Genomic DNA, 26,003 nt, shown 5'->3' on the forward strand with positions numbered 1-26,003 from the left:
CGACTTAGCAGGAGACCAGCCACTACAGTTTGGCGCCGAGGCTCTCGGCCTTCTTAGCCAAGTCGTCGAGCCCACCGATGAGGAAGAACGCCTGCTCGGGCACGTGGTCGAACTCGCCCTTGCACAACCGGTCAAACGCTTCGATGGTCTCCTTGACCGGCACCGTCGAACCCGGCTGACCAGTGAACTGCTCGGCCGCCATCATGTTCTGGGACAGGAACCGCTCGATCCGGCGGGCCCGGTTGACCAGCTGCTTGTCCTCTTCGGACAGCTCGTCGATACCCAGAATCGCGATGATGTCCTGAAGGTCCTTGTAGCGCTGCAGGATTCGGATGACTTCCTGCGCCACCCGATAGTGCTCGTCACCAACCACACCGGGGTCCAGGATGGTCGAGCTGGATGCCAGCGGGTCCACCGCGGGGAAGATGCCCTTGGAGAACACCGCACGCGAGAGCTCGGTGGTGGCGTCCAGGTGCGCGAACGTGGTGGCCGGCGCCGGGTCGGTGTAGTCGTCAGCGGGCACATAGACGGCCTGCATCGACGTAATCGAGCGTCCCCGCGTCGAAGTGATTCGCTCCTGCAGCTCGCCCATCTCGTCAGCCAGCGTGGGCTGGTACCCCACGGCTGACGGCATGCGGCCCAGCAGTGTGGACACCTCCGAGCCGGCCTGGGTGAACCGGAAGATGTTGTCGATGAACAGCAGCACGTCCTGGCCGGCCTCATCGCGGAACCACTCCGCCATGGTCAGCGCGGACAGCGCAACCCGCATACGGGTGCCGGGCGGCTCGTCCATCTGGCCGAACACCAGCGCGGTGTCCTTGAGCACGTTGGCTTCCTGGAGCTCGACCCACAGGTCGTTGCCCTCACGGGTGCGCTCCCCCACGCCGGCGAACACCGAAGTACCACCGAAGTTGCGGGCGATACGGTTGATCATCTCCTGGATCAGCACCGTCTTGCCCACGCCGGCACCACCGAACAGCGCGATCTTGCCACCACGCACATACGGAGTCAGCAGGTCGACGACCTTCAGGCCGGTCTCCAGCATCTCGGTGCGGGGCTCGAGGTCCTCGAAGGCCGGCGGCTTGCGGTGAATCGACCAGTGCTCGAAGTCTTCTCCGTAGCCGGGTTCGTCCAAGCAGTCCCCGAGCGCGTTGAAAACGTGCCCCTTGACGCTTTCACCAACCGGAACCGAGATCGGCCGCCCCGTGTCAGTGACCTCCGTACCACGGACCAGGCCGTCGGTGGGCTGCAACGAAATCGTGCGCACCAAGCTGTCGCCGAGGTGCTGCGCCACCTCCAACGTGAGGGTCTTCGCGAGCGACCCGAAGTCGATCTTTGCGTGCAGAGCGTTGAACAGCTCGGGAACGGACCCGCGGGGGAACTCGACGTCGACGACGGGCCCGGTGACCCGCACCACGCGGCCGCTGGTCTCTGAACTTGCAGACTTGTCAGTCTTTTCGGCTGTAACAGTCATATCTTTCCGCTTCCTCGTGGGCCTGTCTAGCGAGCGTCCGCCAGCGCGTTTGCGCCACCGACGATTTCGCTAATCTCCTGGGTGATCTGGGCCTGGCGCTCCCGGTTTGCCATCAGTGTCAGCGCCTTGATCAGGTCGTCGGCGTTATCGGTCGCCGACTTCATCGCCCGCTGACGCGACGCTAGCTCCGACGCCGCGGATTCGAGCATTGCCGCATACACGCGGGTAGTCAGATACCTCGGCAAAAGAGACTCGAACAGCGTGGTCCCATCCGGTTCAAATGAGTACAGCGTCCGCGGGCCGGTTTCCTCGACATATTCCACGACCATGGGCGCCATCCGGCGGGCCTCCGTCGACTGCGACAACATCGATTTGAACTCGGTAAACACAATGTGCAGTTCGTCGACGCTCTGCTCGTTGTTGGTCTGCAGGTCCTCGCCTTCGCCAGCACCCAGCATGAACGCATCTACCAGGGTGGAAGCGATCTCCGCGGCGTTCTCGTACTTGGGCTGCTCGGAGAAACCCGTCCACGATTGGGCGATGTCCCAATTGCGGAAGGTGTAGTACGCCAACGCCTTGCGGCCCACAACATAGAGAACCGGTTGCTTGCCCTCGTCACGCAGCAGCGAGAAGAGCTCCTCGGACCGCCGGAAGACATTGGCGTTGTACGCACCGCAAAGACCGCGGTCAGACGACACCACCAAGACCCCCGCCCGCTTCGGCTGGGGATGCTCGACCAGCAACGGATGGTCCAGAGCGGCGTCGGCGGCCAAAGTGGTGAGCATCTGTGTGATCTGGTCGGCGTAAGGCCGGGCGGACTCGAGTCGAGCCTGCGCCCTGGCGATGCGCGACGTCGCGATCAGCTCCTGAGCCTTGGTGATCTTCTTGATCGATCCGGCCGAGCGGATCCGTCCACGCAGTTCGCGAAGTGTGGCAGCCATCTCATATACCTACGTGTGCTATTTCTTCTTCTGCGGCGCGGGCTTCTTGACCTTCACCGATTCTTTGCCCAGATCTTCCTCATCCATGGCCTCGACATGCTCGTCGGGGACCACCGATTCACCAGTGGACGACGCGAAGCCCTTCTTGAAGTGGTTGATCACCTTGGTCAGGGCTTCCTCGGTCTCCTCAGTGAGCTTCTGCGTGTCGCGAATGGTGCTCAGCAGGTTCTCTTCGGAGGCCCGAATGTGATCCAGCAGTTCGGTTTCGAAGCGCCGGACGTCCTCGACGGGCACCGAGTCCAGGTGACCGCCGGTACCCAGGAAGATGGAGATGACCTGCTCTTCGACCGGCATCGGCTGGTACTGCGGCTGCTTGAGCAGCTCCACCAGCCGGGCGCCGCGGTCCAGCTGCGCCTTCGACGTGGCGTCCAGGTCGGAAGCGAAAGCGGCGAAGGCTTCCAGCTCACGGTACTGCGACAGATCCAGACGGAGGCTTCCCGCCACCTCTTTCATTGCCTTGATCTGGGCCGCACCACCGACGCGGGACACCGAGACACCGACGTTGATGGCCGGGCGAACGCCCTGGTTGAACAGGTCGGTCTCGAGGAAGCACTGGCCGTCGGTGATCGAAATGACGTTGGTGGGGATGTAGGCCGAAATGTCGTTGGCCTTGGTCTCGATGATCGGAAGACCGGTCAACGAGCCGCCACCGAGTTCGTCGGACAGCTTCGCGCAGCGCTCCAGGAGCCGCGAGTGCAGATAGAACACGTCGCCCGGATATGCCTCACGGCCAGGCGGACGGCGCAGCAGCAGCGAGATCGCCCGGTATGCCTCAGCCTGCTTGGTCAGGTCGTCGAAGACGATCAGGACGTGCTTACAGTCGTACATCCAGTGCTGAGCGACAGCCGAACCAGTGTATGGGGCAAGCCATTTGAAGCCGGCGGAGTCGGACGCGGGCGCCGCGACGATGGTCGTGTAGTCCATCGCGCCGCCCTCTTCCAGGGCGCGCCGCACCGAAGCGATCGTGGTGCCCTTCTGCCCGACGGCCACGTATACGCAGCGCACCTGCTTCTTGGGATCACCGATCTCCCAGTTCTGGCGCTGGTTGAGGATGGTGTCGACGCAGACCGCGGTCTTGCCGGTCTTGCGGTCGCCGATGATCAGCTGGCGCTGACCGCGGCCGATCGGGGTCATGGCGTCGATCGCCTTGATACCGGTCTGCAGCGGCTCCTTGACGCTTTGACGCTGGACCACCGACGGCGCCTGCAGCTCGAGGGCGCGCCGCGTCTCGGCCTCGATGTCTCCGCGGCCATCAATCGGCTGACCGAGCGGGTTGATCACCCGGCCCAAGAACGCGTCGCCGACGGGAACCGACAAGACTTCGCCGGTGCGCTTGACCTGCTGGCCTTCTTCGATGTTTTCGAAGTTACCCAGGATCACCGCGCCAACACTGTGTTCGTCGAGGTTGAGGGCCACGCCGAGCACACCGCCGGGGAACTCGAGCAGCTCCTGAGTCATCACGGACGGTAAACCTTCGACGTGCGCGATACCGTCCCCGGCGTCGACAACGGTGCCGACTTCCTCCCGGGAGGTATCCGAGGTGAAGGAGCCTACGTACTCTTCGATCGCGCTCTGAATGTCATTAGCGGAGATTGTCAACTCGGCCATGGCTGCTGTCTTCCTACTTTTGGGTTGTGCTGGCTAGTTCGTGTTCAGTCGGGCTTCGTCATCAATCAGGCAACTGAGCCTCGGCAGCGGTCAAACGCGACGAGAGCGTTCCGTCGATCACTTCGTCACCCACGGCAATCGACAGACCCCCCAACAAGGTGGGATCCGTTTGAAGCTGCACAGTCACGGGGTGACCGTAGATGCGACTCAGCACCTCAGTAACGCGGGTGCGCTGTGCATCGCTGAGCTCGGCGGCCGCGCTGACTTGTGCGACAACCTCCCCGCGGCGGGCCACGGCCACCTCGGCCAGCAGCAGCGCCGCGTCCTCGGCCGGCTGACCTCGCAGGAGTTCGACCGTCTGAGACAGCAATGCGACGGCAATCGGATTGACGCTGCCCGCGCTGTCGAGGACTTTGCGCAGCAATCCAACTCGGCCCTCGGCCGGAACCACATAGTCGCCGAGCAGGATGGAAAGGCGCGGTTGCGCGTCCAAGATGCGGGAGAACCGGAACAGCTGGTCCTCGACCTCGTCGACCTGTCCGTCACGCTGGGCGACTTCCAGTAGGGCCTGCCGAGACACGTGCTCGATCGCGTCGATCAGATCCGAGCTTGCCGACCACCGCTCCGTGACGGCGGCTCGCAGGATATCCAGCGCGGGATTGCCGACCTGGCCGGATATCAGCCGCTCCAACAGCCGAATCCTGGGTGCTGCGTCTTCGGCGGGCACCGTGAGGTAGCGGGTGACGATGACTTCGCGTTGGAGAAGTTGGGCTACCGACACGAGGTCGCTGGCGAGAGCCGAAAGCGCCGCATTGTCCAGGCCCTTGGCCAAACCGGCGAACTTGTCGACCAAGCTGCCCAGCGCCCGCCGGCTGGCCCACCGCATCTTGGCCGCCACCGGACGCTCGACTTCCGCCGCTGCCGGCGCCATCGCGTCGAGCTCGTCGAGGAAGCGGTCGACCGTGGCCGCCTGCTGCCCTGGGTCGGAAACGTGGTTGCGCACCAATTCGCTTGCCTGGCGGACTGATTCGTGGCCCAGCTCCAATCGCAGCTGACGGGTCAGCTGAGTCCGGAGCAGCTCGACCTGACGAGACCCTTGGACCTTGATCCGTTCGGCTTCGACACCCGCCTGGGTCTGCATCTGCGCCGTGATGCGCTTGGCATCTTCCTTGGCCTCTGCGACGACCTGCACCGCCTCCGCCTTGGCGGCCTCCACCGCCTTACTGTGCGCGGTGGTCGACTCCGTGAGCCGCACGGCGGCGGTAGCCGCGTCTGCCAATTGCTGGCGAACCGTGTCCTGGCGCGCTGCCATCATGCGCCGCACCGGCGGCACCACGTAACGCCACACCAGAAAAACGATGGCCGCGAAACCAACCAGCTGTCCGATGAATGTCGACATGGTTTGCTACCCCGCCGCGGCTGGGGTAGTCACGTCGACACCGACGATCCGGTTGGCCAGCGTCGCCGACATCGCTCCCACGTTGGCACGCAAATCCAGTTCCACAGCGTCCCTCTCGCGCTTCAGTTGCTCGTTGGCCTGCTGCAATGTCGATGCCACTTCCTGTTCAGCGTGGGCACGCGCATCCTCGACGACCTTACGACCCTCGGCCCGGGCGTTGTCGCGATAGGACGACGCCTGTACCCGACCCTCGGCCATGGCTTTCTCGTAGTCGGCCTGGGCGGCCGCGAACTGCTCGGCCGATTTCTTGTTGTCGGCCAGCGTCTTGGCAACCATCGCGTCGCGTTCACGCAACACCTTCAGGATCGGCGGTACGACAAATGTGCCGATGACCGCAAGCACCACCAAGAAAATGGCCAGCACGAAGAAAAACGTTCCGTTGGGAACGAGGAAGTTGTTTGTGCCGCCTTCCTCTGCTGCCTGGCCCGCAGCCAGGACAATAGAGTTCACGTCATCCATTACTACCCATCACAACCATTTCAACGGTTACAGCTGCCGAATTACTTAACGGGCGTGGCGAAGACGAACAGCGCCATAAACGCCAGGTTGATAAAGTAGGCGGCCTCAACCAGACCGACGGTGATGAAGAACGGCGTGAACAGCCGTCCCTGCGCCTCAGGTTGGCGGGCAACGCCGGAGATCAGAGCGTTACCGGCGATACCGTCACCGATACCGGCGCCGATCGCGCCACCAGCCATGATCAGTCCACCGCCGATGAGGGCGCCGGCAACGATAGTGGGGTCCATTACTTTATCCTCCTTGATAACTCTGGTAGCGGTTTACCAGGTTCCAGTACTGGTATTGGGTCGGGATTTTCTAGGCAGTTTCTCGCAGTTTTAGTGGTGGTCCTCTTCTAGCTCCATCGCTTGGCTGAAGTACAAGATCGTCAGCAGCGCGAAAATGAAGGCCTGAATCGCGCCGACGAACAAGTCGAAGGACTTCCAGATCGCATTCGGCGCCCACATGATGTAGGGCGGGAAGAGCGCGATGAGCGCGACCAAAATGCCGCCGGCAAAGATATTGCCGAAAAGACGCAGCGACAGCGAGATCGGCTTGGCGATTTCTTCGACGAGGTTGATCGGCGCCAGGATTGCCACGTGCCCCTTGAGCAGCTTGATGGGGTGGCCGACAATGCCGCGACGCCAGATACCGGCCGCGTGGTAGCAGACGAAGACGAACAGCGCCAGCGCCAGCACGTAGTTGATGTCTGCGGCGGCGGGCTTGAGCAACTCGGTGGCCTGCCCGTGTTCGTCGGTGTACTGCACCGGGAGGACCGACAGCCAGTTCGAGATCAAGATGAAGACGAAGATGGTCACCGCGAGCGGCAGCACGAAGGGCGCGATCCGCATCCCGATTGCGCTTTCTATCTGGCCGCGCATCTGGATGGTGATCGCTTCGAAGAACAGCTGCACCCCACCGGGCACCGCGGTCGAGGTGACCTTCGAGCGCAGGTAGAACGCCAACGCGAGCACGATGAGCGCGGCGATCGCCGTCGACAGCACCGTGTCGGTGTTGACGGTCATGCCCAGCCAGGTCGCGGTGTGGTGCTCGCCGACCTCAATCTGGGCGGCCAGGATCGACTCAGTCATCGCTGGCGGTACTCCCTTCCGATCCCTTGAAAACGCCACTATCCGAGCCGACGGGCTGGTTCTGCGCATCGTCGGCCGCAAAGTCCCCGGTACGCAGCTTCTTCCAGACCGGCAGTGCCGTGGATGCCACCAGCAGCAGCTGGAAGAGCGCCAACCCGAACACCACGCCAAGTCCGGCCGGCCGGAAAATATACGCGATGATCAGCGCCATGATGGTAATGACCGCGACTCGAGAGGCCGAGTTGAGGGCCATCGACCTTTTCAGCGGGTGGTCCCGGCCGGTGATCGACTCCACCGAACGCCGGACCAACAGGGCGTTGAGCAAACCGAGCAGCAGCCCGATGCCAAGAAACACTCCGACCATCAGGTGACCGAAGAGTCCGGCGACCACAGTGGCAACCGCGGTGAGTCCAAGGCTGATCACCAATAGACGAACCGGACGGAAAGCAACAGAGGGAAACACCAACGGCGCGTCCTGCGCTGGTGTTGTCACTGCAGCACCTCAATCCCCGGTTAGTGGAGCGGAAACCGCCCGATCGACTGATCGGTGGCCCGCCGAGCGTATCGCAACGGTTGGGCTGGTTTCACCCAAGGGGTAGCTCCCTGTGTCCGTCGTTAACTGGCGCGGTCGGATAGGCATCCGCCGGGCCGGGGGCCGGCAACCCACGAGGTTTATTTCGGGGCTCTACCAGGACCGTACCACAAGGTAGATGCCACTACTACCGCCTGTCGTAGACGTGCCCTAGTCCGGGTCGTAGTAGTCGTCGCGACGACGCAGCAACGGGATCGCTGTCACAACCCCGGCGACGACCAGTGCGCCGAGCATCACCGCCGCGGTGTGGCGAGGGTCCACGAAGATCGTGCTGGCCGCCCCGAAGGCGACGATGCCCACCCATAGGTAGATGAGCAGCACGACCCGGCGATGCGAATGGCCGATCTGCAGCAAGCGGTGGTGAAGATGCATCTTGTCGGGGCTGAATGCGCTTCGTCCGGCGCGGGTGCGGCGCACGATTGCCAGTAACAGGTCCAGCATCGGCACGAACATCACCGCCACTACCAGCAAGAACGGCGATAGCAGGGCAAACACGTCCCGGGCCCCATAGGCGTTCTGGGAGATGGGCCCCGCGGCGGTGGTGGAGGCCGCGGCCAGCATCAACCCGACCAGCATCGAACCGGAATCGCCCATGAAGATCTTGGCTCGGTGGAAATTGTGCGGCAAGAACCCGAGACAGGCCCCTGCGAGCACCACCGAGATCACCGCCGGCGGATAGAACAGTACGTCGCCGCCATGGTCACGAAGCAACCCCACCGAGAAGGTGCAGATCGCCAAGGCCGTGATGAGGCCCAGCCCAGCCGCCAGCCCATCGAGTCCGTCGACGAAGTTCATGGCGTTGACGATGGACACGGTCAACGCGAGGGTGAGCAAAATGGACGAGGCTTGGTCCAAGACGATGGTCCCGACACCACCCAGCGGGATGTAGAGCACGCTCCAGGCGACGCCCATGGTGACCAGCACGCTAGCTGCGGTGATCTGACCGGCAAACTTCGTCAGGGCATCCAGACCCCACCTGTCATCGATCAGACCGATACCCATGATCACCGCACCCGCGACGAGCACCGCGGGCATGCCGGTCGAATAGACGAACCCGCGGGTGAGGGCGGGAAGTTGGGAGGCGAGAAAGACCGCGGCGAGCACCCCGAGGAACATCGCCAGCCCACCCATGCGAGGGGTGGGTGTCACGTGGACGTCGCGTTCGCGCGGGTAAGCGACCGCGCCCAGGCGAGTCGCCAAGACGCGAACCGGCCCGGTCGCGAAATACGTGATGATCGCTGCGGTTAACCCGACGAGCGCAAGCTCACGCAGCGGGACACCGGCAATAGCCGCGCCCGGCCGCAGCGCCCAGCGGCAGCCACCACGACGGTGCTATGCGGTCAGCGTTGTCGCGTCCACTCCGAGCACGTCAGCGATCCGCTCGGCGCTGACCGGTCCCGGACGCAGGATGCGCGGGGCCCCGGTGAGGTCGACGATCGTCGAGGCGGCCTGCTGCGCCGCGGGACCACCATCCAGGTAGACGTCGACCAGATCGCCGAACTGATTACGTGCATCCGCGACGTCGACCGCCGGCGGCTGCCCCGAGACGTTGGCGCTGGAAACCGCCATGGGGCCCACCTGGCGCAACAACTCGATGGCCACCGGGTGCAACGGCATGCGCAGCATCACGGTGCCGTGCGCGTTGCCGAGGTCCCACTGCAGGGACGGCGCTTGCACCACAACCAGGCTCAAGGCGCCCGGCCAGAATGCACGGATCAGTTCACGCGCTCCAGCGGGCATCGAGAAAACCAGCCCCTCGATGGTGTGCCAGGAGCCCACCAGCACGCCCACCGGCATATCGCGCCCGCGCCCCTTGGCCGACAGCAGCGCGTTCACCGCGGCACTGTCGAATGCGTCGGCACCGATCCCATAGACGGTGTCCGTCGGCATGACGACCAGCCGACCGGCTTTGAGCGCCCCTGCCGCAGAAGCGATCCCGTTGGAACGCTGGTCGGGGTCGGCGCAGTCGAACACCTCACTCATGGGCGCTGGCCCTCCTTCGCATTCGCTTCGCCCCGCATCCTCACCGCAGCCGTCACCGAACCAGCCTCTTGACGGCGGTCACGAACCTTGACCGTCCGGCCAGATCTTGCCGAGCCACGATGTCCTCGAAAACGCCTGCGCTTTCGATACATTCAACGGTCTGCCGCGCGGTGGTGTCGTCGTGTTCGACGGCGAACCGCCCACCGGGACGCAACCAACGGCCGGCCAGCCGTACGACGTGGGGTATCACCGCCATCCCGTTCGGCCCTCCAAACAGCGCACGATGCGGATCATGCTGTGCTACTTCAGGTTCCAGAACAGCGCCGTCGGGAATGTATGGCGGGTTGGTCACCACGAGGTCGACCTGTCCATCGAGTTCGGGCATCAGCCCCGGGGTGGTGACATCGGCTCGCACCAGTTCCACCTTGGTGCCCACGGAATTGCGGTGTGCATACTCGAGCGCAGCGGCCGAATCGTCGACGCCAAGAATCCGCGCCGTGGGCCAACGGTTGGCCAACGCGACTGCCAACGCGCCGGATCCGGTACACAGGTCAACAACGACGGGGTCTTCGGAAAGCTGTTGTGCACCAGCCCATTCCAACACTGCCTCGGTCTCTGGGCGCGGCACGAAGACACCCGGACCGACCTGCAACTCCACCGGCCCAAACTGCACCGTGCCGATGAGATGCTGCAACGGCACCCTGCGTGATCGGGCGGTCACCATGTCTTGGTACTGACCGAGAGCATCGGAATCAAGCGGATCGTCAGGCAGGTACAGCAGACCGCGGTCGGCGCCGGTCAGGTGAGCGGCCAACCATTCGGCATCACCACGTGCAGAGTCGATCCCGGCTTCGGCAAGAAGCGCCGCAGCGGAGTCGATCGCGTGGCGCAGCGAGGTCATGACTGCTGCAGCCGGGCCTGTTTGTCAGCGGCAGCCAGTGCGTCGAATAGAGCGTCCAGATCGCCATCGAGGACCTGGTCGAGGTTGTGGGACTTGTAGCCGATTCGGTGATCGGTGATCCGGTTCTCGGGGAAGTTGTAGGTGCGGATGCGTTCGCTACGGTCCACGGTTCGTATCTGGCTGGCCCGATCCGCCGAGGCGTCAGCCATCGCCCGCTCTTCGGCGATCGCCTGCAGACGAGCCCCGAGCACCCGCATGGCACGGATCTTGTTCTGCAGCTGTGAGCGTTCGTTTTGGCAGGTGACCACGATCCCGGTGGGCAGGTGGGTAATCCGCACCGCGGAGTCGGTGGTGTTGACCCCCTGGCCGCCCTTGCCCGACGACCGGTAGACGTCGATGCGCAGGTCCGACTCGTCGATCTGCACCTCGCCGACTTCCTCGGGCTCGGGGTAGACAAGTACGCCGGCCGCCGAGGTATGCACGCGACCTTGAGATTCGGTTACCGGGACCCGCTGCACCCGGTGCACCCCGCCCTCGAACTTCATCCGCGACCACACGCCGTCGGCCGTGTCGCCCTTGCTGGCGATGGCCAGCGTCGCGTCCTTGTAGCCGCCCAGATCCGAGGTGGTCTCCCCGAGCACCGTCACGGTCCAGCCGTGCCGTTCGGCATAGCGGATATACATTCTGGCCAGGTCGGCAGCGAATAGCGCCGATTCTTCGCCACCCTCGCCAGACTTGACTTCGAGCACGATGTCGTCGGCGTCATGCGGGTCCCGCGGCGCCAACATGTCGGTGAGCTGCGAGTCCAGTTCGGCGACCCGGGCCTCCAGTTCGGCGGCTTCGGCGGCAAACGACTCGTCGGTGGCCGCCAATTCGTGCGCGGTCTCCAGATCTTCGCGCGCGGCTACCAGCTTGCGGTAGGTGGCCACGATCGGCGCCAAGCGGGCAAACCGACGTCCGGCTTTGCGCGCCTCGTCGGGCCTGCTGTGCAGTTCTGGATCCGCCAACGCGCGCTCAAGGTCTGCGTGTTCGGCGAGCAGGACGTCAATCGTCTGCACCGGCGCTGCCATCTCACACCTCCTGCCAGCTCTTACCGCAAACACGAACCGACGCCCGGCCTGTGCTGCTCATGCACAGTTCGGGCGTCGGTAATCCAGCTACTTGTCGGCCGCCGCCTGGTCCTTGTCGGCTCCGGCCTTGCGCTTGCCGTAGCGACGCTCGAAGCGGGCAACCCGACCACCGCTGTCGAGGATCTTCTGCTTGCCGGTGTAGAACGGATGGCACTGCGAGCAAACCTCGGCCACGATACGGCCGCCCTGCTTGGTGCTCCGCGTCTGGAACGTGTTTCCGCACCCGCAGACCACGGTGGTCTCCTCGTAGGTGGGATGAATGTCAGATTTCATGCTGTCCTCTTCGATCGTCGGCCGCTCGTGGCCTCCGGTGCTCCCCGATGTTCAAGCGGCGGTCAGGCTTAACTCAAGAACCTGAGGCGGTTCTGGGTGGTCGAGCCTCGATTATGCCAGGTCAACCACCATCACCCCAAACACCGAGATTTGCGCGGGCATTCCCTGGCACCCGCAGCCGGTGTATTGCTCTAGTCGTTGTCCATATTCCCTGGTGTGGTCTTGGAGACCTGCACGAGGAACTCGTAGTTGTTCTTGGTCTTACGCAGCTGCGACATCAGCAGGTCGATGGCCTGGTGGGAATCCAGGCCGGACAGCACGCGACGCAGCTTGTGGACGATGGCGAACTCATCAGGTGAGAGCAGCAGCTCATCTTTACGGGTACCCGACGGGTTCACGTCGACCGCGGGGAAAACGCGCCGCTCGGCGATCTTGCGGTCCAGCTTGAGCTCGGCGTTACCGGTGCCCTTGAACTCTTCGAAGATGACGGTGTCACCGGTGGAGCCGGTCTCGACCATCGCGGTCGCGATGATGGTCAGCGAGCCGCCCTCTTCAATGTTGCGTGCCGCACCCAGGAATCGCTTGGGCGGGTACAGCGCGGTGGAGTCGACACCGCCGGAGAGAATCCGGCCCGATGCCGGCGACGCGTTGTTGTAGGCACGTCCCAACCGGGTGATGGAGTCCAGCAGCACCACGACGTCTTTGCCCTGCTCCACGAGGCGCTTGGCTCGCTCGATGGCCAGCTCCGCGACCGATGTGTGGTCGGATGGCGGACGGTCGAACGTTGAGGCGATGACCTCACCCTTGACCGAACGCGTCATGTCGGTGACCTCCTCGGGCCGCTCGTCGACGAGCACGACCATGAGGTGGCATTCCGGATTGTTCTTGGTAATGGCGTTGGCGATGTCCTGCAGGATCGTCGTCTTACCGGCCTTGGGGGGCGAGACGATCAGCGCGCGCTGGCCCTTGCCAATCGGCATGATCAGATCGATGACCCGCGTGGTCAGCCGCTCTGTGGTGGTTTCCAAGCGAAGACGCTGGTTGGGATAGAGCGGCGTCAGTTTGCCGAATTCGGGCCGCTTCTTGGCGTCCTCGACCGATCCCCCATTGACGCTGTCCAAACGCACCAGCGGGTTGAATTTTTGTCGTTGGTTAGGCTGCTCGCCTTCACGCGGAACCCGAACGGCGCCGGTGACCGCGTCGCCGCGGCGCAGGCCGTTCTTGCGCACCATGTTCATCGACACGTAGACGTCGTGCGGGCCGGCAAGGTAGCCGGAGGTACGGACAAAGGCGTAGTTGTCGAGCACGTCAAGAATGCCGGCGACCGGCTGGACGACGTCATCCTCACGCAACTCGGCGTCGGAACCGTCACCCGAGCGCTCCCCACGACGCCGGCGGTCGCGGAATCGGCGTCCTCGCCGGCCCTGCCGCCCTTCGCCATCGTCTTCGCCGCGCGATTGCTGGCCACCCGAGCCCTGCTGGCCGGCGCCTTGGTCACCGCCCGACTCCGCTGCTCCCCCGTCAGTCTTGGCGTCTTCTTGAGCCTTTTCCGGCGCCTTCTGATTGTTGTCGGCATCGCCGCCGGCGGCCCGCTTCCCGCGTTTATCTGGGCTTTCGCCAGCCGAGTCGGCGCCGTCACGTGACGACGTTCCCGAGTCACGCGAGGATCTGCGCCGCTCGCGGCGCACCGTGTCGCCGGATGAGGCGTTTTGCTCCTGTTGAGGAGCGTCTTTGGTGGCCTCGTTGACCGCTGGGGCCTCGGTACTCGCCGAGGACTTCTGTTCGCCGGAATCTGGGGTCGGCTCGGCGGCCGCGGGCGTGCCGTTGGCGCGGTCCCGAAATTCTTGGATCGCGGCGATCAGCTCGTTCTTACGCATGCCCGACGTCCCCTTGACACCAACTTGGTTGGCCAGCGCGCGCAGTTCGGGCAGCACCATGGTGGCCAGCGCGCCGGTCGGCGCAGCAGTATTGAGGTCGGAACTGTCTTTTGTCACGGAATCCGACTTCTTATCAGCGTCGGTGCTTTCGCCAGCCGTGATGAGGTCCGTATCAGTCACGGAATTCCTTTCTTTCCCCCGCTTGATTACGTCATACGAGGGTTCGTTGCATTCAGCCAAATAGCCGAGTGCGCCCAATCATCGACTCCCCAACGGTGGTCGCCAGGATCTGCGGCGAATACGGCGAACCTCGTCCCCGAGAAGAATTGGTGGTGTCCTAGCTGCAAGGCAGTATGTGTGCAGAAGCAGATGCTGCGATTGCTGGACGGCTCCGAGGATAGCCCGCTTCCTGGCCGGAAGCAAGCAAACCCCCCGCAGGTTGTCAATCAGTCGCTGAATGCCACTCCGGGCTTCCACCGGACCCTGTCACCCGCGGTCATCGCGGTAATTGTGAATCCATTTGCGGCGCCGTACTCGACCGCTTCCGGCGGCAAGTCCGGGTTGGTGGTCAACGCAATCAGCGCCGGTCCAGCCCCAGAAAGAGTCGCTGCCACTTTATGACGCCGCAACAGCTGCAAATATTCCGCCGAGGCCGGCATTGCCGAGGCACGCTGGGGCTGATGGAGGACGTCTTCGGTGGCCGCCATCAACAAATCGGGCCGTTGGGTGAGGGCAACCACGAGCAATGCGGCGCGGCTGATGTTGAATCGCGCATCGTCATGGCTGACCAAGTCAGGCAGCAGCACCCGAGTCTCCGCGGTCGAGGAGCGCACCTCGGGAATCGCCGAGAACAAGTGAATATCGGGGTGAAGATCTAGCTGCACGGCCGAGTAGTCGGCACGGTCACCGCAACGCTCAATCCAAGAAACCACCGCACCGCCGAGCACAGCGGCCGCGGCGTTGTCGGGGTGGCCTTCAAATTCCGAAGACAGCTGGATCAGCTGCTGGTCGCTCAATGGCACCCAACCAGCTTGTGAGACAAGGCCGTTGACGGCAGCGAGGCCACCAACTACCGCCGACGCGGACGACCCGAGACCACGGGAATGCGGAATATCGTTGCGGCAGCGCACAATTAGGCCAGCCGCGGAAACGCCCACGGCTCGCAGCCCGTGCTGGATGGCGCGCACAACCAAGTGTTCAGAGTTGAGCGGAACCTGGCCGGCCCCCTCGCCTTCGACCACCACTTCCAACCCGGAATCGATTGTCTCAAGCACGATTTCGTCATAGAGACTCAATGCGAGGCCGAGACTGTCGAACCCCGGGCCGAGGTTGGCACTTGATGCCGCTACGACGGCACTCGCCACCAGACCCGAGGGCAATACCTGTGTCACCGACAGGCCTCAGCAAACTGCGCTGCGCCCGGCTGCGCCGCGCTGGCGATCACCACTACGCCAACCCCAGCTTCTCAACCACCGCGACTGGGTCAACGGGTACCGGAGACACCTTCGGCATGTCTTTGAGCGCGGTGTCGGGGTCCTTCAGGCCGTTGCCGGTGACCGTGCACACCACGGTTGACCCGCGGGCCACCCACCCGTCGTCGATGGCCTTGAGCAGACCGGCGATGCTGGCCGCCGAGGCGGGCTCGACGAACACCCCCTCGGCGCGCGCGACCAGGTGATAGGCGGCAAGGATTTCCTCATCAGTCGCCGCCAGGAAGCGCCCCTTGGACTGCTGCTGCGCCTCCACGGCCGACGTCCACGACGCCGGCGAGCCAATGCGAATCGCGGTGGCGATGGTCTCCGGGTGGTTCACCGGTTCGCCGAGAACCAACGGCGCCGCACCCGCGGCTTGGGTGCCCAACATGCGAGGCAACTTCTCGATAATGCCGTCTCGGTGATACTCGGTGTATCCCTTCCAGTACGCGGTGATGTTGCCCGCGTTACCGACTGGAAGTGCGTGCACATCCGGTGCGACGCCAAGCGCGTCGACGATCTCGAACGCCGCGGTCTTCTGGCCCTCGATACGCACCGGGTTCACGGAGTTGACCAATGAGATGGTCGGGAAGTCGGCAGCCATCTTGCGCGCCAGTTCCAGACAGTCGTCGAAGTTGCCGTCAATCTGGATGATCTTGGCCCCGTGCATGACCGCCTGAGCCAGCTTGCCCATCGCAATCTTGCCCTGCGGGATCAGCACCGCACAGGTGATTCCAGCACGGGCGGCGTAAGCCGCCGCCGACGCCGACGTGTTCCCGGTCGATGCGCACAACACGGCCTGTTGCCCACGCGCCAGCGCGTCGGTCACCGCCATGGTCATGCCCCGGTCCTTGAAGGATCCGGTGGGGTTGAGGCCCTCGACCTTGAGGTGGATCGTGCACCCGGTCTGCTTGGAGAGCCGGGGAGCCGCGATCAGCGGAGTACCGCCCTCGAGCAGGGTGACAGGAGCCCAGTCATCGGCCACCGGGAGGCGGTCCCGGTACGCCGCGATCAAACCGGGCCAGGGCTTGTGGACCGCGGTCGGCGAGGCGCTCACAGGTCGTTGCCTTCCAGTCGCAGCACGCTGGCCACATTTTCGACGACGTCCAAGTCCGCAAGCGCTTCAACGGTTTCCGAAAGTGCGGCATCGGTAGCCAGGTGGGTGACCACCACGATCCGGGCCCCGATGCGTTGGCCGTCTTGGTCCACGACCCCTTCTTGACGCACCTCGGCGATGCTTACGTCGCGCTTGGCGAACTCGGCCGCTACCGCCGACAACACACCCGCCTTATCGGCGACATTCATGCTGACGTAATAGCGCGTAGAGATGAAACCCATTGGTGCCACCGGTAGTTGAGCATATTTGGATTCGCGTGGGCCACGGCTGCCGAGGACCCGGTTGCGCGCGGCCATCACCAGGTCGCCGGTCACCGCCGAGGCGGTTGGCGCCCCACCGGCGCCCTGACCGTAGAACATCAATCGCCCAGCGGCCTCGGCCTCGACCACCACGGCATTGAACGCACCATTGACCGTGGCCAACGGGTGCGACAGCGGCACCAACGCCGGATACACCCGGGCCGAGACCCGTTGCTGACCTTCGTCAGTGGTGAGGCGCTCACAAATCGACAGCAGCTTGATGGTGCAGCCCAGAGCGCGGGCCGAGGCGAAGTCCGCGGGCGTGATCTTGGTGATGCCCTCGCGGTAGACGTCATCCGCGGTCACCCGGGTATGGAACGCGATCGAGGCCAGGATCGCAGCTTTGGCCGCGGCATCAAAGCCCTCGACATCTGCGGTGGGATCGGCTTCGGCATAGCCGAGCGCGCCCGCATCGGCCAGCGCTTTCGCGTAGTCGGCCCCGGTGCTGTCCATTTCGGACAGGATGTAGTTGGTGGTGCCGTTGACGATGCCGGCCACCCGCAACACCGTGTCGCCGGCCAGCGACTGGGTCAACGGACGGATGACGGGAATGGCGCCGGCCACCGCGGCTTCGAAATAGAGATCGACATGTGCGCTTTCGGCCGCCTGCGCCAGTTCACCAGTAGAGGTGGACAGCAACGCCTTGTTGGCGGTCACGACGGATTTGCCGTGCTCGAGCGCGGTCAGGATCGCCTTGCGTGACGGCTCCACCGGACCCATCACTTCGACGACGATGTCGACGTCCTCACGCGAAACGAGCTTCTCAATGTCGTCGGTCAGTAGGTCGATGGGTACACCGCGGTCGTCCGCAACTCGACGCACTCCGACGCCGCGCAGCACCAGTGGGGCGCCGACACGGGCCGCGAGATCATCAGCGCTTTCCTCGATGATGCGGACAACTTCACTACCAACGTTGCCCAATCCGAGCACCGCTACACCGACCGGCTTTACGTCACCGGACACGGGTTACCTCACCTCCAGACTCAAAAGATCATCAACCGTCTCGCGGCGCAGGACCAGACGCGCCTTACCCGCGCGCACCGCCACCACCGCGGGACGGCCAATCATGTTGTAACGACTCGACAGCGAATAGCAGTAGGCACCGGTCGCAGCCACGGCCACCAAGTCGCCCGGCTGCAGGTCGTCGGGCACCCACGTGTCACGCACGATGATATCGCCACTTTCGCAGTGTTTTCCGACCACGCGAGCCAGCATCGCCGGCGCATCACTGACGCGCGAGACCAACCGGACGTCGTACTGAGCGTCATAGAGCGCGGTGCGGATGTTGTCACTCATGCCGCCATCCACGCTGACGTAGCGCCGGTTCGCCGTGGCGCTCACGTCAACGTCCTTGACCGTGCCGACTTCGTACAGCGTGATGGTGCCCGGTCCGGCGATGGCACGTCCGGGCTCGACCACCAACCTGGGCGCGGGCAGGCCCACGGCCGCCGACTCATTGCTCACGATCGCGCCCAGCTTGTCGGCCAACTCCCCTACCGGCGGCGGGTCGTCGGATGACAGATACGAGATACCCAGGCCGCCGCCAAGATCGACCGTCGCAAGCTGCGCGGTCTTTTCCGAACCGAATTCAGCGACCACCTCGCGCAGCAGGCCGATGACACGGTGGGCGGCCAGTTCAAAACCATCCACATCGAAGATCTGGGAACCGATGTGGCTGTGCAGTCCGACCAGCCGCAAGTGGTCGGTCGCAAAGACCCGGCGCACCGCTGCCATCGCCGCGCCGCTGGAGATCGAGAGCCCGAACTTCTGGTCTTCGTGCGCGGTGGAGATGAACTCGTGGGTGTGCGCCTCGACCCCGACGGTGAGACGCACAAAGACGTCCTGGACGATGCCCGCCTCACCCGCGATGGCGTCGAGACGCTCGATCTCGATCATCGAGTCCAGCACGATGTGACCGACGCCGGCTTTGACCGCGGTCGTCAACTCTGCGACCGACTTGTTGTTGCCGTGCAGGGTAATCCGCTCCGGCGGAAAATTGGCGTGCAGTGCGACTGCCAACTCTCCACCGGTGGATACGTCGATCGAGAGTCCCTCTTCGTTCACCCAGCGCGCGATCTCGCTGCACAGGAAGGCCTTGGCCGCGTAGTTGACGTTGTGGCCACCGCCGAATGCCGCCGCGATCTCTTGGCACCGCGAGCGAAAGTCGTCTTCATCGATGACAAACAGCGGCGTCCCGTATTCCCGGGCCAGCTCGGTAAGCGGTACCCCGGCAATCCGGGCACAACCCTGTTCATCACGGGCTGTGTTACGCGGCCAGACATTCGGCGCCAGGTACAACAGCTCTTCGGCAGACTGCGGCCGCTGCGGGCTTTCCGGGTGGCGGCTCTCTTCGGCGTGCCGAGGGCCGGCTGGGTGGACGTTCACATTCTCTCCGGGGCAGTCACTCCGAGAATTCCCAGACCGTTGGCGATGGCTTGCCGCGTGGCCTGACACAGGGCCAAGCGCGCGGTATGCAGCTGCGTGGGCTCCTCGTCTCCCTGCGGCAAGACCCGGCAGGAATCGTAGAACCGGTGGTAGTCACCGGCCAGGTCCTCCAGGTAGCGGCACACCCGGTGCGGCTCCCGCAGTGAGGCAGCGGCCTTGAGCATCCGCGGGAAATCGCCGAGGGTGCGCAGCAGCACGCCCTCCTTCTCGTGGCTGAGCAGCTCGAGATGGTCGGTGTCCGGGATCAACCCGAGTTCGGCCGCGTTGCGGGCCAGCGCCGAGAGCCGGGCATGCGCGTACTGCACGTAGTAGACCGGGTTCTCATTCGACGCCGAGGACCACAGCGCCAGGTCGATGTCGATGGGAGTGTCCACCGAGGAGCGGATCAGGCTGTAGCGCGCCGCGTCCACGCCGATCGCCTCGACCAGATCGTCGAGGGTGATCACGGTGCCGGCGCGCTTGCTCATCCGGACCGGCTGACCGTCACGGACCAGGTTGACCATCTGTCCGATCAGCACTTCGACGGTGGCCGGATCCTCGCCGAAGGCAGCTGCGGCGGCCTTGAGCCGGGCGATGTAGCCGTGGTGATCGGCGCCGAGCATGTAGATGCACAGATCGAAGCCACGTTCCCGCTTGTCCAGGTAATACGCGAGGTCACCGGCGATATAGGCCGGCTTGCCGTCACTCTTGATCACGACACGGTCCTTGTCGTCACCAAAAGAACTGCTGCGCAACCACGTTGCGCCATCTTTTTCGTAGATGTTGCCGGTCTCACGCAGCCGCGCGACGGCCTGATCAACCCGCCCCGTGCTGTGCATCGAGTCTTCGTGGGTATAGACGTCGAAATCCGTGCCGAACTCGTGCAGGGACTCTTTGATGTGGCTGAACATCAGGTCGACGCCGATCTCACGGAACGTCTCGTGCATCTGGGCGTCGGGCAGGCTCAGCGCGTCGGGCGCCTTTTGCAGCACCCGCGCGGCGATGTCGTTGATGTAGGTACCCGCGTAGCCATCGTCGGGAGTCGGCTCACCCTTGGCGGCGGCAATCAGGGAGTTGGCGAATCGGTCGATCTGGGCGCCGTGGTCGTTGAAATAGTATTCGCGCACCACGTCGGCGCCCTGCGTGGACAGCAGCCGGCCCAGGGCGTCGCCAACCGCGGCCCAGCGGGTCCCCCCGATGTGGATGGGTCCGGTCGGGTTGGCCGAAACAAATTCCAGGTTGACCTTGTGCGCGGCCATCAGCTCGGAGTGCCCGAAGCCCGAACCGGCGTCGATGATCGCGTTGACGATCTTGGCCTGCGCCGAGGTCTCGAGGCGCAGGTTGATGAAGCCCGGTCCGGCCACCTCGGCAGAGGCGATGCCGTCGGCCTTCGTCAGCGCCTCGGCGATCCATCCGGCCAGCTCACGAGGGTTAGCACCGACCTTCTTGGCGAGTTGCAGGGCCACATTGCTGGCGTAGTCGCCGTGCTCGGGATTGCGCGGCCGCTCCACCACGACGGTCTGAGGCAGAGCAGACGTGTCGAGGGCATGTTCGCTCAACACCGCGGTAGCGGTGGTTTTGAGCAGCTCAGCCAGGTCGGCGGGGGTCACGATCGTCCATCGTATGGTCTGAGGTGCTCGCACCCCGAATCCATAGCGGTGGCAACGCAGTCACCGCGATGCGCTAGTCTGGCGGAGCTTGTTCATGCCCTTTGGCGCAGCGCGAAGCAATATGCAGTCGATGCGCCCCCGTAGCTCAGGGGATAGAGCGTCTGCCTCCGGAGCAGAAGGCCGCAGGTTCGAATCCTGCCGGGGGCACCACGGGCTTAGGCAACTAGAAGCCGTTTTCGGCCGCCCGCCTAAACATCGAGCGCCCCGGCGTGCACTTCGGAATCCAATCCGTCTGGTTTCAGCAAGTGCAGCACTGGCGGAAGGCTCCAATGACGCACAACACCACCACCCCGACCGAGGCGCACACCGCGCTCAACAACGCTCTGCAGCACCGACGGCACGCGAGCCGTTGCGCCGCCCTGGTGTGCTCGGTGTCCGGCGGCTACGACTTGGCCTACCGGACGAGTACGGAGCCGTCCTCGCGGCCGCTGCGACACGCGAAAGACCGCCAACCTGCGGGAAGAGTGCTGTGGCCCGCCGCGGATGGGCAGCGTTCACCGGAGCCGCAATCGCGGGCGCGGCGTGGGTGCTGCTGCACGCTGACCCGGTCGCGTTCAACCCGGCCGTCGTCGGCTGGCCCCGCAGACTGGGCGCTACTCGGCGTTGCCGGATCAGGAGCAGGATTGATCAACTGTGCCACCAAATAGCACCACATACCTCGTCATCGCAGTCGCGGTCGTCGCCGCATGCCTAGCCGGCGCCATCGCAGGGTTCGCCCGACTTCGGCCAGGCGTGCTGCACGCGCGTCGCTACGTCGCAATCATGGGTTTTGCCTGGCTTCTACTGGCTGTCAGTGCAATCGCCAACGCAATACGGGGATCGCTGTGGGGGACCGTTGGCAGCCTTGTGCTACTGGTCCTAATCCCCACAGCGGTGTACTCGAAGCTACGTAACAATTCCCCAAGCTAGAGCAGGTCACCAGCGCCAGAAGGCCATCCCGACCGGCGACCGCACCCGAGAGCACTTTGTTGCCGCAGCCGGTGCGCACCGGGCGCCACCCTGACATTCGACGACACAGAAGCCGTCTCGAGACATCAGCACGCGCCGGGCTAGATAAACACGTACGGACGCCCATTCACCAGCGAATAGAGTCCGACAAACGCAATCAGCAAGAAAAATAGGGCACTGGACGCCACCTGAGCCAACGCGGTTGCCACATACTGGCCGCCGTACCGCCACAACAGATCCCAAGCCGATTTCACGCCCGCCGACAGGCCGGACAAAGCGTTGGAGACGGCGGTTCCCGCGGCGACCACGACAAGATGCGGGTTATCGAACAAAGCCTGCAACGAGACGGCGTTGGCGGCCTCCGCGCTGGCATACCCACCGGCGCTGGCGTTCACCTGCGCGGCAAACCGATCGTGAAAAGCCACCGCTTGGCTGGCCACCTTCTGATAGTCCTCGGCATGCCCGGAGAACAGGTGCGCGATGCCGGCCGACACTTCGTCGGCGGCCGCGGGCAGCAACTCGACCGTCGAGGCGGCCGCAGCCGCATGCGCCTCGCCCAGCAACACGCCAATCTTCGCGTAATCGTTGGCCGCGGCCGCCACCAGTTCCGGGGCCACCATTACATCTGACATATCGGCCCTCCCACCCAATCGTGGTTTGATCCATCGGCCAGGGGCCAGTATCACACCAAGCCGGCAGCCCAGCAGGCCCTTGCAGCAAACTTTTCTGCCCGATGACAGGCCAGCACCTCGGACCGGGTGTGGCCCTCGACGATGACGGCAGCGACAACCAGGAGAGCATTCGACACCCACCGGCAGTCACGCAATGACCCGATTCGGATGTCTTGAGGCACGCCATTCGCACCATGCGTGGCATGACCGCCATCACCCCTGATAGTGAAATCCGTAGGGCCTGATGCAGCGAGCGGGCGACGTGCGTGATTCGATCAGGGCGCTGTGCCAGCGGCGCGCAGGCATTCGGCTCCGACAGTGCGGTCCCCACCCGCCCCGTCCGATCAGCCCATTAGTACCCCCAACGTAGGGCCTTCGGACCCTCGTTAGGCCTGACCACGGATGCGTAGCATCGGCTCATCCGCGAGGCACACCGCGCCTCTTCCCGGCTTGAGGACCCGATCATGACAACGACACCAACCGAGTCCGCCTCCCCCGTCGAAGCACCCGCGATCGACAACCTACGCACCGCCGAAATCGACGCCATTGTTGATACCGCCGCTGAGGCGGCCCGCGCCTTCCGCAAGCTTGACCAGCAGCAGGTCGACGCGATCGTCGAGGCGATGGTGCGGGCCGGGGTGCGCGCGGCCGGCGAACTGGCCGGTGTGGCGATCGAGGAGACGGGCTTCGGCGTCTTCGAGGACAAGGTTGTCAAGAACTATGTGGCCACCGAATTCCTGCACGACTATCTGCGCGGCAAGAAATCGGTGGGCGTCATCGACGAGGACGTCGAGCACAACATCGTCTATGTGGCCGAACCGATCGGGGTGGTGCTCGGCATTACCCCGGTGACCAACCCGACCTCGACGGTGTTGTTCAAGGCGATCGTGGCCGCAAAGACCCGCAACGCCATTCTTTTCCGACCGTCACCGTATGCGGTGCGCTGCTGCGAACAAAGCATCGAGATCCTGCGCACCGCGGCCGAAGCGGCCGGGATGCCTCCCGGGGCGCTGCAGGTCATCCCCGATGCCGCTCACGAGGTGACGCACTACTTGTTCAAACACCCGAAGGTCGACTTCATCTGGGTGACCGGCGGGCCAAAGATCGTCGCGTTGGCGAACTCGGCAGGAAAGCCGGGGCTCAGTGTCGGTCCTGGGAATGCGCCGATCTACATTCACAAGACCGCAGACCTCAAGGGCGCGGTGGTCGACATACTCATCTCGAAAACGTTTGACTCATCGGTCATCTGCCCGGCCGAGCAGACCTGCATCATCGACGACGAGATCTACGACGAGATGATCGCCGAGTTCGAGCGGATGGGGGCCCAGTTGCTCACCGCCGACCAGGCGAAGGCGGTGGCCGAGTTCGCGTTTGGTTGTGGCGACAAGGTCTCCCTCGATGCGGTCGGGCAGAAGGCGCCAGAACTGGCCGCCCGGGCCGGATTCAGCGTGCCTCCCACGGTGAAAGTGCTGCTGGCGCAGTTGCCGTCGGACTTGGACGAACTCGCCGCCCACCCACTGGTGCAGGAGAAGCTGATGCCGGTGCTCGGGGTGGTGCGCGCGCGCAGTGTGCAGCACGGCATCGACGCCGCCGTCTTGGTCACCGAGCACGGCGGGTTGGGCCATACCTCGGCGATCTACGCCAACGACGACGACGTCATCGAGGCATACGGGTTGGCGGTTCGCACCGGCCGCATCCTGGTCAACGCGCCAACCGCGGTCGGAGCGCTCGGCGGGGTCTACAACAATCTGACACCCACGTTCTCGCTGGGCTGTGGCACCTGGGGCGGATCGAGCACCACCGAGAACGTCAACTATCGCCAGTTGCTCAACATCAAGACGGTGTCGCGGCGGCGCACGCCGCCGCAATGGTTCCGCGTGCCGTCCAACACCTACTTCAACGAAGGGGCACTGGACAATCTGCGCGAGCTCGACTGCGAGACCGTCGTGGTGGTAACCGACGCACTGACCGAGGAGCGCTGCGTGGCAAGTTGCGCGCCCAGCACGTGCAGGTGTTCAGCGAAGTGACACCCGAGCCCGACGAGACGACCATCCGCCGCGGTGTCGCGCTCATGCAGCGGGTGCAGCCCGATCTGCTGATCGCCATCGGCGGCGGTTCGGTGCTCGACGCCGGCAAGGCGATGCGGCTGTTCTACGAGCACCCGGAGAAAAGCCTCGACGCTTTGACGATGCCCTTCCTCGACCCGCGCAAGCGGGTGGCTGACTATCCGACCGACCGTCATCGCATCCAACTCGTTGCTGTCCCAACGACATCGGGCACTGGGTCGGAAGTTTCGCCGGCGGCGGTGTTGACCGTTGGCGGGAAGAAGGAGACGCTCGTCGACTACAGCTTGGTCCCCGACCTGGCGATCGTGGACCCGGTGCTGACCTCGTCAATGCCGCAGAAGCTGACCGCGGACACCGGCATCGACGCGCTGACCCACGCGCTGGAGGCGATCGTGTCGATCTTCGCCTCGCCCTACACGGATGCGTTGTGCGCCCAGGCGGTACGGCTGATCTTCGATGCCCTGCCCAGGGCGTACGACGATCCCGACGATCTGTCCGCCCGAACGAGCATGTCCAATGCGGCGACGCTTGCCGGCCTGGCCTTCTCGAATGCCTTCGTCGGGACCAATCATGCCCTCGCCCACGCCGTTGGTGCGAAATTCTCGGTCCCCCATGGCCGGGCGAACGGCATCTTCCTGCCGCACGTGCTGCGCTACAACGCAAGTCTGCCTACCAAGTTCATGCCCGCGCCTGGATATTCGGCGTACATCGCACCGGATAAATACGCGCAACTCGGCCAGCTGGTGTTTGGTGGCCATCTTCCCGACGACAGCCGCCAGCGATTGTTCGCAGGGGTCGACGATCTGCTGGACCGACTGGACATGCCGAGATCGCTGCGGGAATTCGGGGTTGACGAGCAGGGATTCCTGGCCGCGCTGCCGACGCTGGCGATGACCGCGTTCGAGGACCTCAGCAACCGCACCAACCCGCGGATGCCGCTGGTCAGCGAGATCACCGATTTGCTTCGGCTGGGCTACTACGGTGACACCGGCGTTGGGGAGCCGGCCCTGGCGCCGATCAAGCCCGGGGATGTTGATGGACGGTCCGTTTAGGCGGCGCCAATGATTCGTCATTGGCCACCGGTTCGCCGCGCAGGTTCAAACTCCACGAGATCTTCGGAGTCACCCGCAGATACGGCTGATCACCGGCTACCACCTCGGCGGTGCCGTACACACGCAGAAACCGGGGACTCCAGGGCTGCGTGGACACCAAATCGTCGATGACCAATGCGATCTTGTTGTTGCCGTCCAAGACGTTGTGGTGGCGCCGTGTCTTCGATGGCTCAAAGCCGCCGATGTTGATGTAGGTCCCATCGAACTCGAAACCGACCGGGACGACATCGGGTTGACCGTCATCGTCGACCGTCGCGATCCTGGCCAGCGGCTGGCTCTTCATGAATGCGACCTCATCATCACTGAAACTCATCGAAATGCCTTTCTGGACAGTGCA

General features: G+C 64.2%; 21 protein-coding genes, 1 tRNA gene and 1 pseudogene. 2 read left to right on the plus strand and 21 right to left on the minus strand.

All coding sequences use genetic code 11. From position 1 onward, the window contains the following. Positions 1-22: 22 nt before the first annotated feature. The 19 genes from atpD to argS form a co-directional block, all read right to left on the minus strand. Positions 23-1,474 (minus strand): F0F1 ATP synthase subunit beta, encoded by a 1,452-nt coding sequence (gene atpD, locus MMSP_RS20415; RefSeq protein WP_011741624.1) that lies wholly within the window; start codon positions 1,472-1,474, stop codon positions 23-25. A 26-nt stretch (positions 1,475-1,500) separates the two neighbouring features. Further along, positions 1,501-2,415 (minus strand): F0F1 ATP synthase subunit gamma, encoded by a 915-nt coding sequence (locus MMSP_RS20420; protein ID WP_020788141.1) that lies wholly within the window; start codon positions 2,413-2,415, stop codon positions 1,501-1,503. Positions 2,416-2,433: 18 nt separating this feature from the next. Next, entirely contained in the window at positions 2,434-4,083 is a 1,650-nt protein-coding gene (gene atpA, locus MMSP_RS20425; RefSeq protein ID WP_020788142.1) for a F0F1 ATP synthase subunit alpha, read from the minus strand. 61 nt (positions 4,084-4,144) lie between these two features. Then, on the minus strand, positions 4,145-5,482 hold the full coding sequence (locus MMSP_RS20430; RefSeq protein WP_020788143.1) for a F0F1 ATP synthase subunit B/delta: 1,338 nt from the start codon (positions 5,480-5,482) through the stop codon (positions 4,145-4,147). Between the two features lie 6 nt (positions 5,483-5,488). Beyond that, positions 5,489-6,001: a F0F1 ATP synthase subunit B gene (locus tag MMSP_RS20435; protein WP_020788144.1), complete on the minus strand. Its 513-nt coding sequence runs from the start codon at positions 5,999-6,001 to the stop codon at positions 5,489-5,491. Between the two features lie 41 nt (positions 6,002-6,042). Continuing rightward, positions 6,043-6,288 carry a F0F1 ATP synthase subunit C gene (locus tag MMSP_RS20440; protein WP_020788145.1) on the minus strand — a complete coding sequence of 82 codons (246 nt, stop codon included), beginning with the start codon at positions 6,286-6,288 and terminating at the stop codon, positions 6,043-6,045. Positions 6,289-6,378: 90 nt separating this feature from the next. Beyond that, positions 6,379-7,131 (minus strand): F0F1 ATP synthase subunit A, encoded by a 753-nt coding sequence (gene atpB, locus MMSP_RS20445; protein WP_020788146.1) that lies wholly within the window; start codon positions 7,129-7,131, stop codon positions 6,379-6,381. After that, positions 7,124-7,624: an ATP synthase subunit I gene (locus tag MMSP_RS20450; protein ID WP_020788147.1), complete on the minus strand. Its 501-nt coding sequence runs from the start codon at positions 7,622-7,624 to the stop codon at positions 7,124-7,126. The genes atpB and MMSP_RS20450 overlap by 8 nt, the downstream gene beginning before the upstream one ends. A 249-nt stretch (positions 7,625-7,873) precedes the next feature. Beyond that, complete coding sequence (gene rfe / locus MMSP_RS20455; protein WP_036426789.1) at positions 7,874-9,028, minus strand: UDP-N-acetylglucosamine--decaprenyl-phosphate N-acetylglucosaminephosphotransferase; 1,155 nt, start codon at positions 9,026-9,028, stop codon at positions 7,874-7,876. Between the two features lie 27 nt (positions 9,029-9,055). Then, a complete protein-coding gene (locus tag MMSP_RS20460; RefSeq protein WP_011741633.1) occupies positions 9,056-9,706 on the minus strand; it encodes an L-threonylcarbamoyladenylate synthase in 651 nt (216 codons plus the stop codon). 52 nt (positions 9,707-9,758) lie between these two features. Next, a complete protein-coding gene (prmC, locus tag MMSP_RS20465) occupies positions 9,759-10,607 on the minus strand; it encodes a peptide chain release factor N(5)-glutamine methyltransferase (RefSeq protein ID WP_020788149.1) in 849 nt (282 codons plus the stop codon). Further along, positions 10,604-11,677 carry a peptide chain release factor 1 gene (prfA, locus tag MMSP_RS20470; RefSeq protein ID WP_020788150.1) on the minus strand — a complete coding sequence of 358 codons (1,074 nt, stop codon included), beginning with the start codon at positions 11,675-11,677 and terminating at the stop codon, positions 10,604-10,606. Before prfA ends, prmC begins: the two co-directional genes overlap by 4 nt. Positions 11,678-11,764: 87 nt before the next feature. After that, entirely contained in the window at positions 11,765-12,010 is a 246-nt protein-coding gene (gene rpmE, locus MMSP_RS20475; RefSeq protein ID WP_011741636.1) for a 50S ribosomal protein L31, read from the minus strand. Between the two features lie 191 nt (positions 12,011-12,201). Further along, positions 12,202-14,067: a transcription termination factor Rho gene (gene rho, locus MMSP_RS20480; protein ID WP_015356703.1), complete on the minus strand. Its 1,866-nt coding sequence runs from the start codon at positions 14,065-14,067 to the stop codon at positions 12,202-12,204. Between the two features lie 266 nt (positions 14,068-14,333). Next, positions 14,334-15,278, minus strand: coding sequence for a homoserine kinase (gene thrB / locus MMSP_RS20485; protein WP_020788151.1), 945 nt, complete (start codon positions 15,276-15,278; stop codon positions 14,334-14,336). A 55-nt stretch (positions 15,279-15,333) separates the two neighbouring features. After that, positions 15,334-16,416 carry a threonine synthase gene (gene thrC / locus MMSP_RS20490; RefSeq protein WP_012395683.1) on the minus strand — a complete coding sequence of 361 codons (1,083 nt, stop codon included), beginning with the start codon at positions 16,414-16,416 and terminating at the stop codon, positions 15,334-15,336. Then, positions 16,413-17,738 carry a homoserine dehydrogenase gene (locus MMSP_RS20495; RefSeq protein WP_012395684.1) on the minus strand — a complete coding sequence of 442 codons (1,326 nt, stop codon included), beginning with the start codon at positions 17,736-17,738 and terminating at the stop codon, positions 16,413-16,415. The genes thrC and MMSP_RS20495 overlap by 4 nt, the downstream gene beginning before the upstream one ends. A 3-nt stretch (positions 17,739-17,741) precedes the next feature. Further along, a complete protein-coding gene (gene lysA / locus MMSP_RS20500) occupies positions 17,742-19,076 on the minus strand; it encodes a diaminopimelate decarboxylase (RefSeq protein ID WP_231991516.1) in 1,335 nt (444 codons plus the stop codon). A gap of 80 nt (positions 19,077-19,156) precedes the next feature. Beyond that, entirely contained in the window at positions 19,157-20,809 is a 1,653-nt protein-coding gene (gene argS / locus MMSP_RS20505) for an arginine--tRNA ligase (RefSeq protein WP_015356707.1), read from the minus strand. A 134-nt stretch (positions 20,810-20,943) separates the two neighbouring features. Here argS and MMSP_RS20510 point away from each other — a divergent pair. After that, positions 20,944-21,019: transfer RNA gene (locus MMSP_RS20510), tRNA-Arg, on the plus strand. A gap of 899 nt (positions 21,020-21,918) precedes the next feature. Here the strand turns inward: MMSP_RS20510 and MMSP_RS20515 are convergent. After that, positions 21,919-22,449: a PE family protein gene (locus tag MMSP_RS20515; protein WP_020788154.1), complete on the minus strand. Its 531-nt coding sequence runs from the start codon at positions 22,447-22,449 to the stop codon at positions 21,919-21,921. 503 nt (positions 22,450-22,952) lie between these two features. Here MMSP_RS20515 and adhE point away from each other — a divergent pair. Next, a pseudogene (gene adhE, locus MMSP_RS20520) lies at positions 22,953-25,606 on the plus strand (bifunctional acetaldehyde-CoA/alcohol dehydrogenase). On the opposite strand, the gene MMSP_RS20525 reads toward adhE, so the two are convergent. Beyond that, the gene (locus tag MMSP_RS20525) at positions 25,572-25,979 is read right to left on the minus strand and encodes a PPOX class F420-dependent oxidoreductase (protein ID WP_015356710.1); all 408 of its coding nucleotides are present in this window, start codon (positions 25,977-25,979) and stop codon (positions 25,572-25,574) included. The pseudogene adhE and the gene MMSP_RS20525 sit on opposite strands and share 35 nt — an antisense overlap. Between the last annotated feature and the right edge of the window lie 24 nt (positions 25,980-26,003).

This window comes from Mycobacterium sp. 012931, from assembly GCF_000419295.1.
Lineage (GTDB): Bacteria > Actinomycetota > Actinomycetes > Mycobacteriales > Mycobacteriaceae > Mycobacterium > Mycobacterium marinum.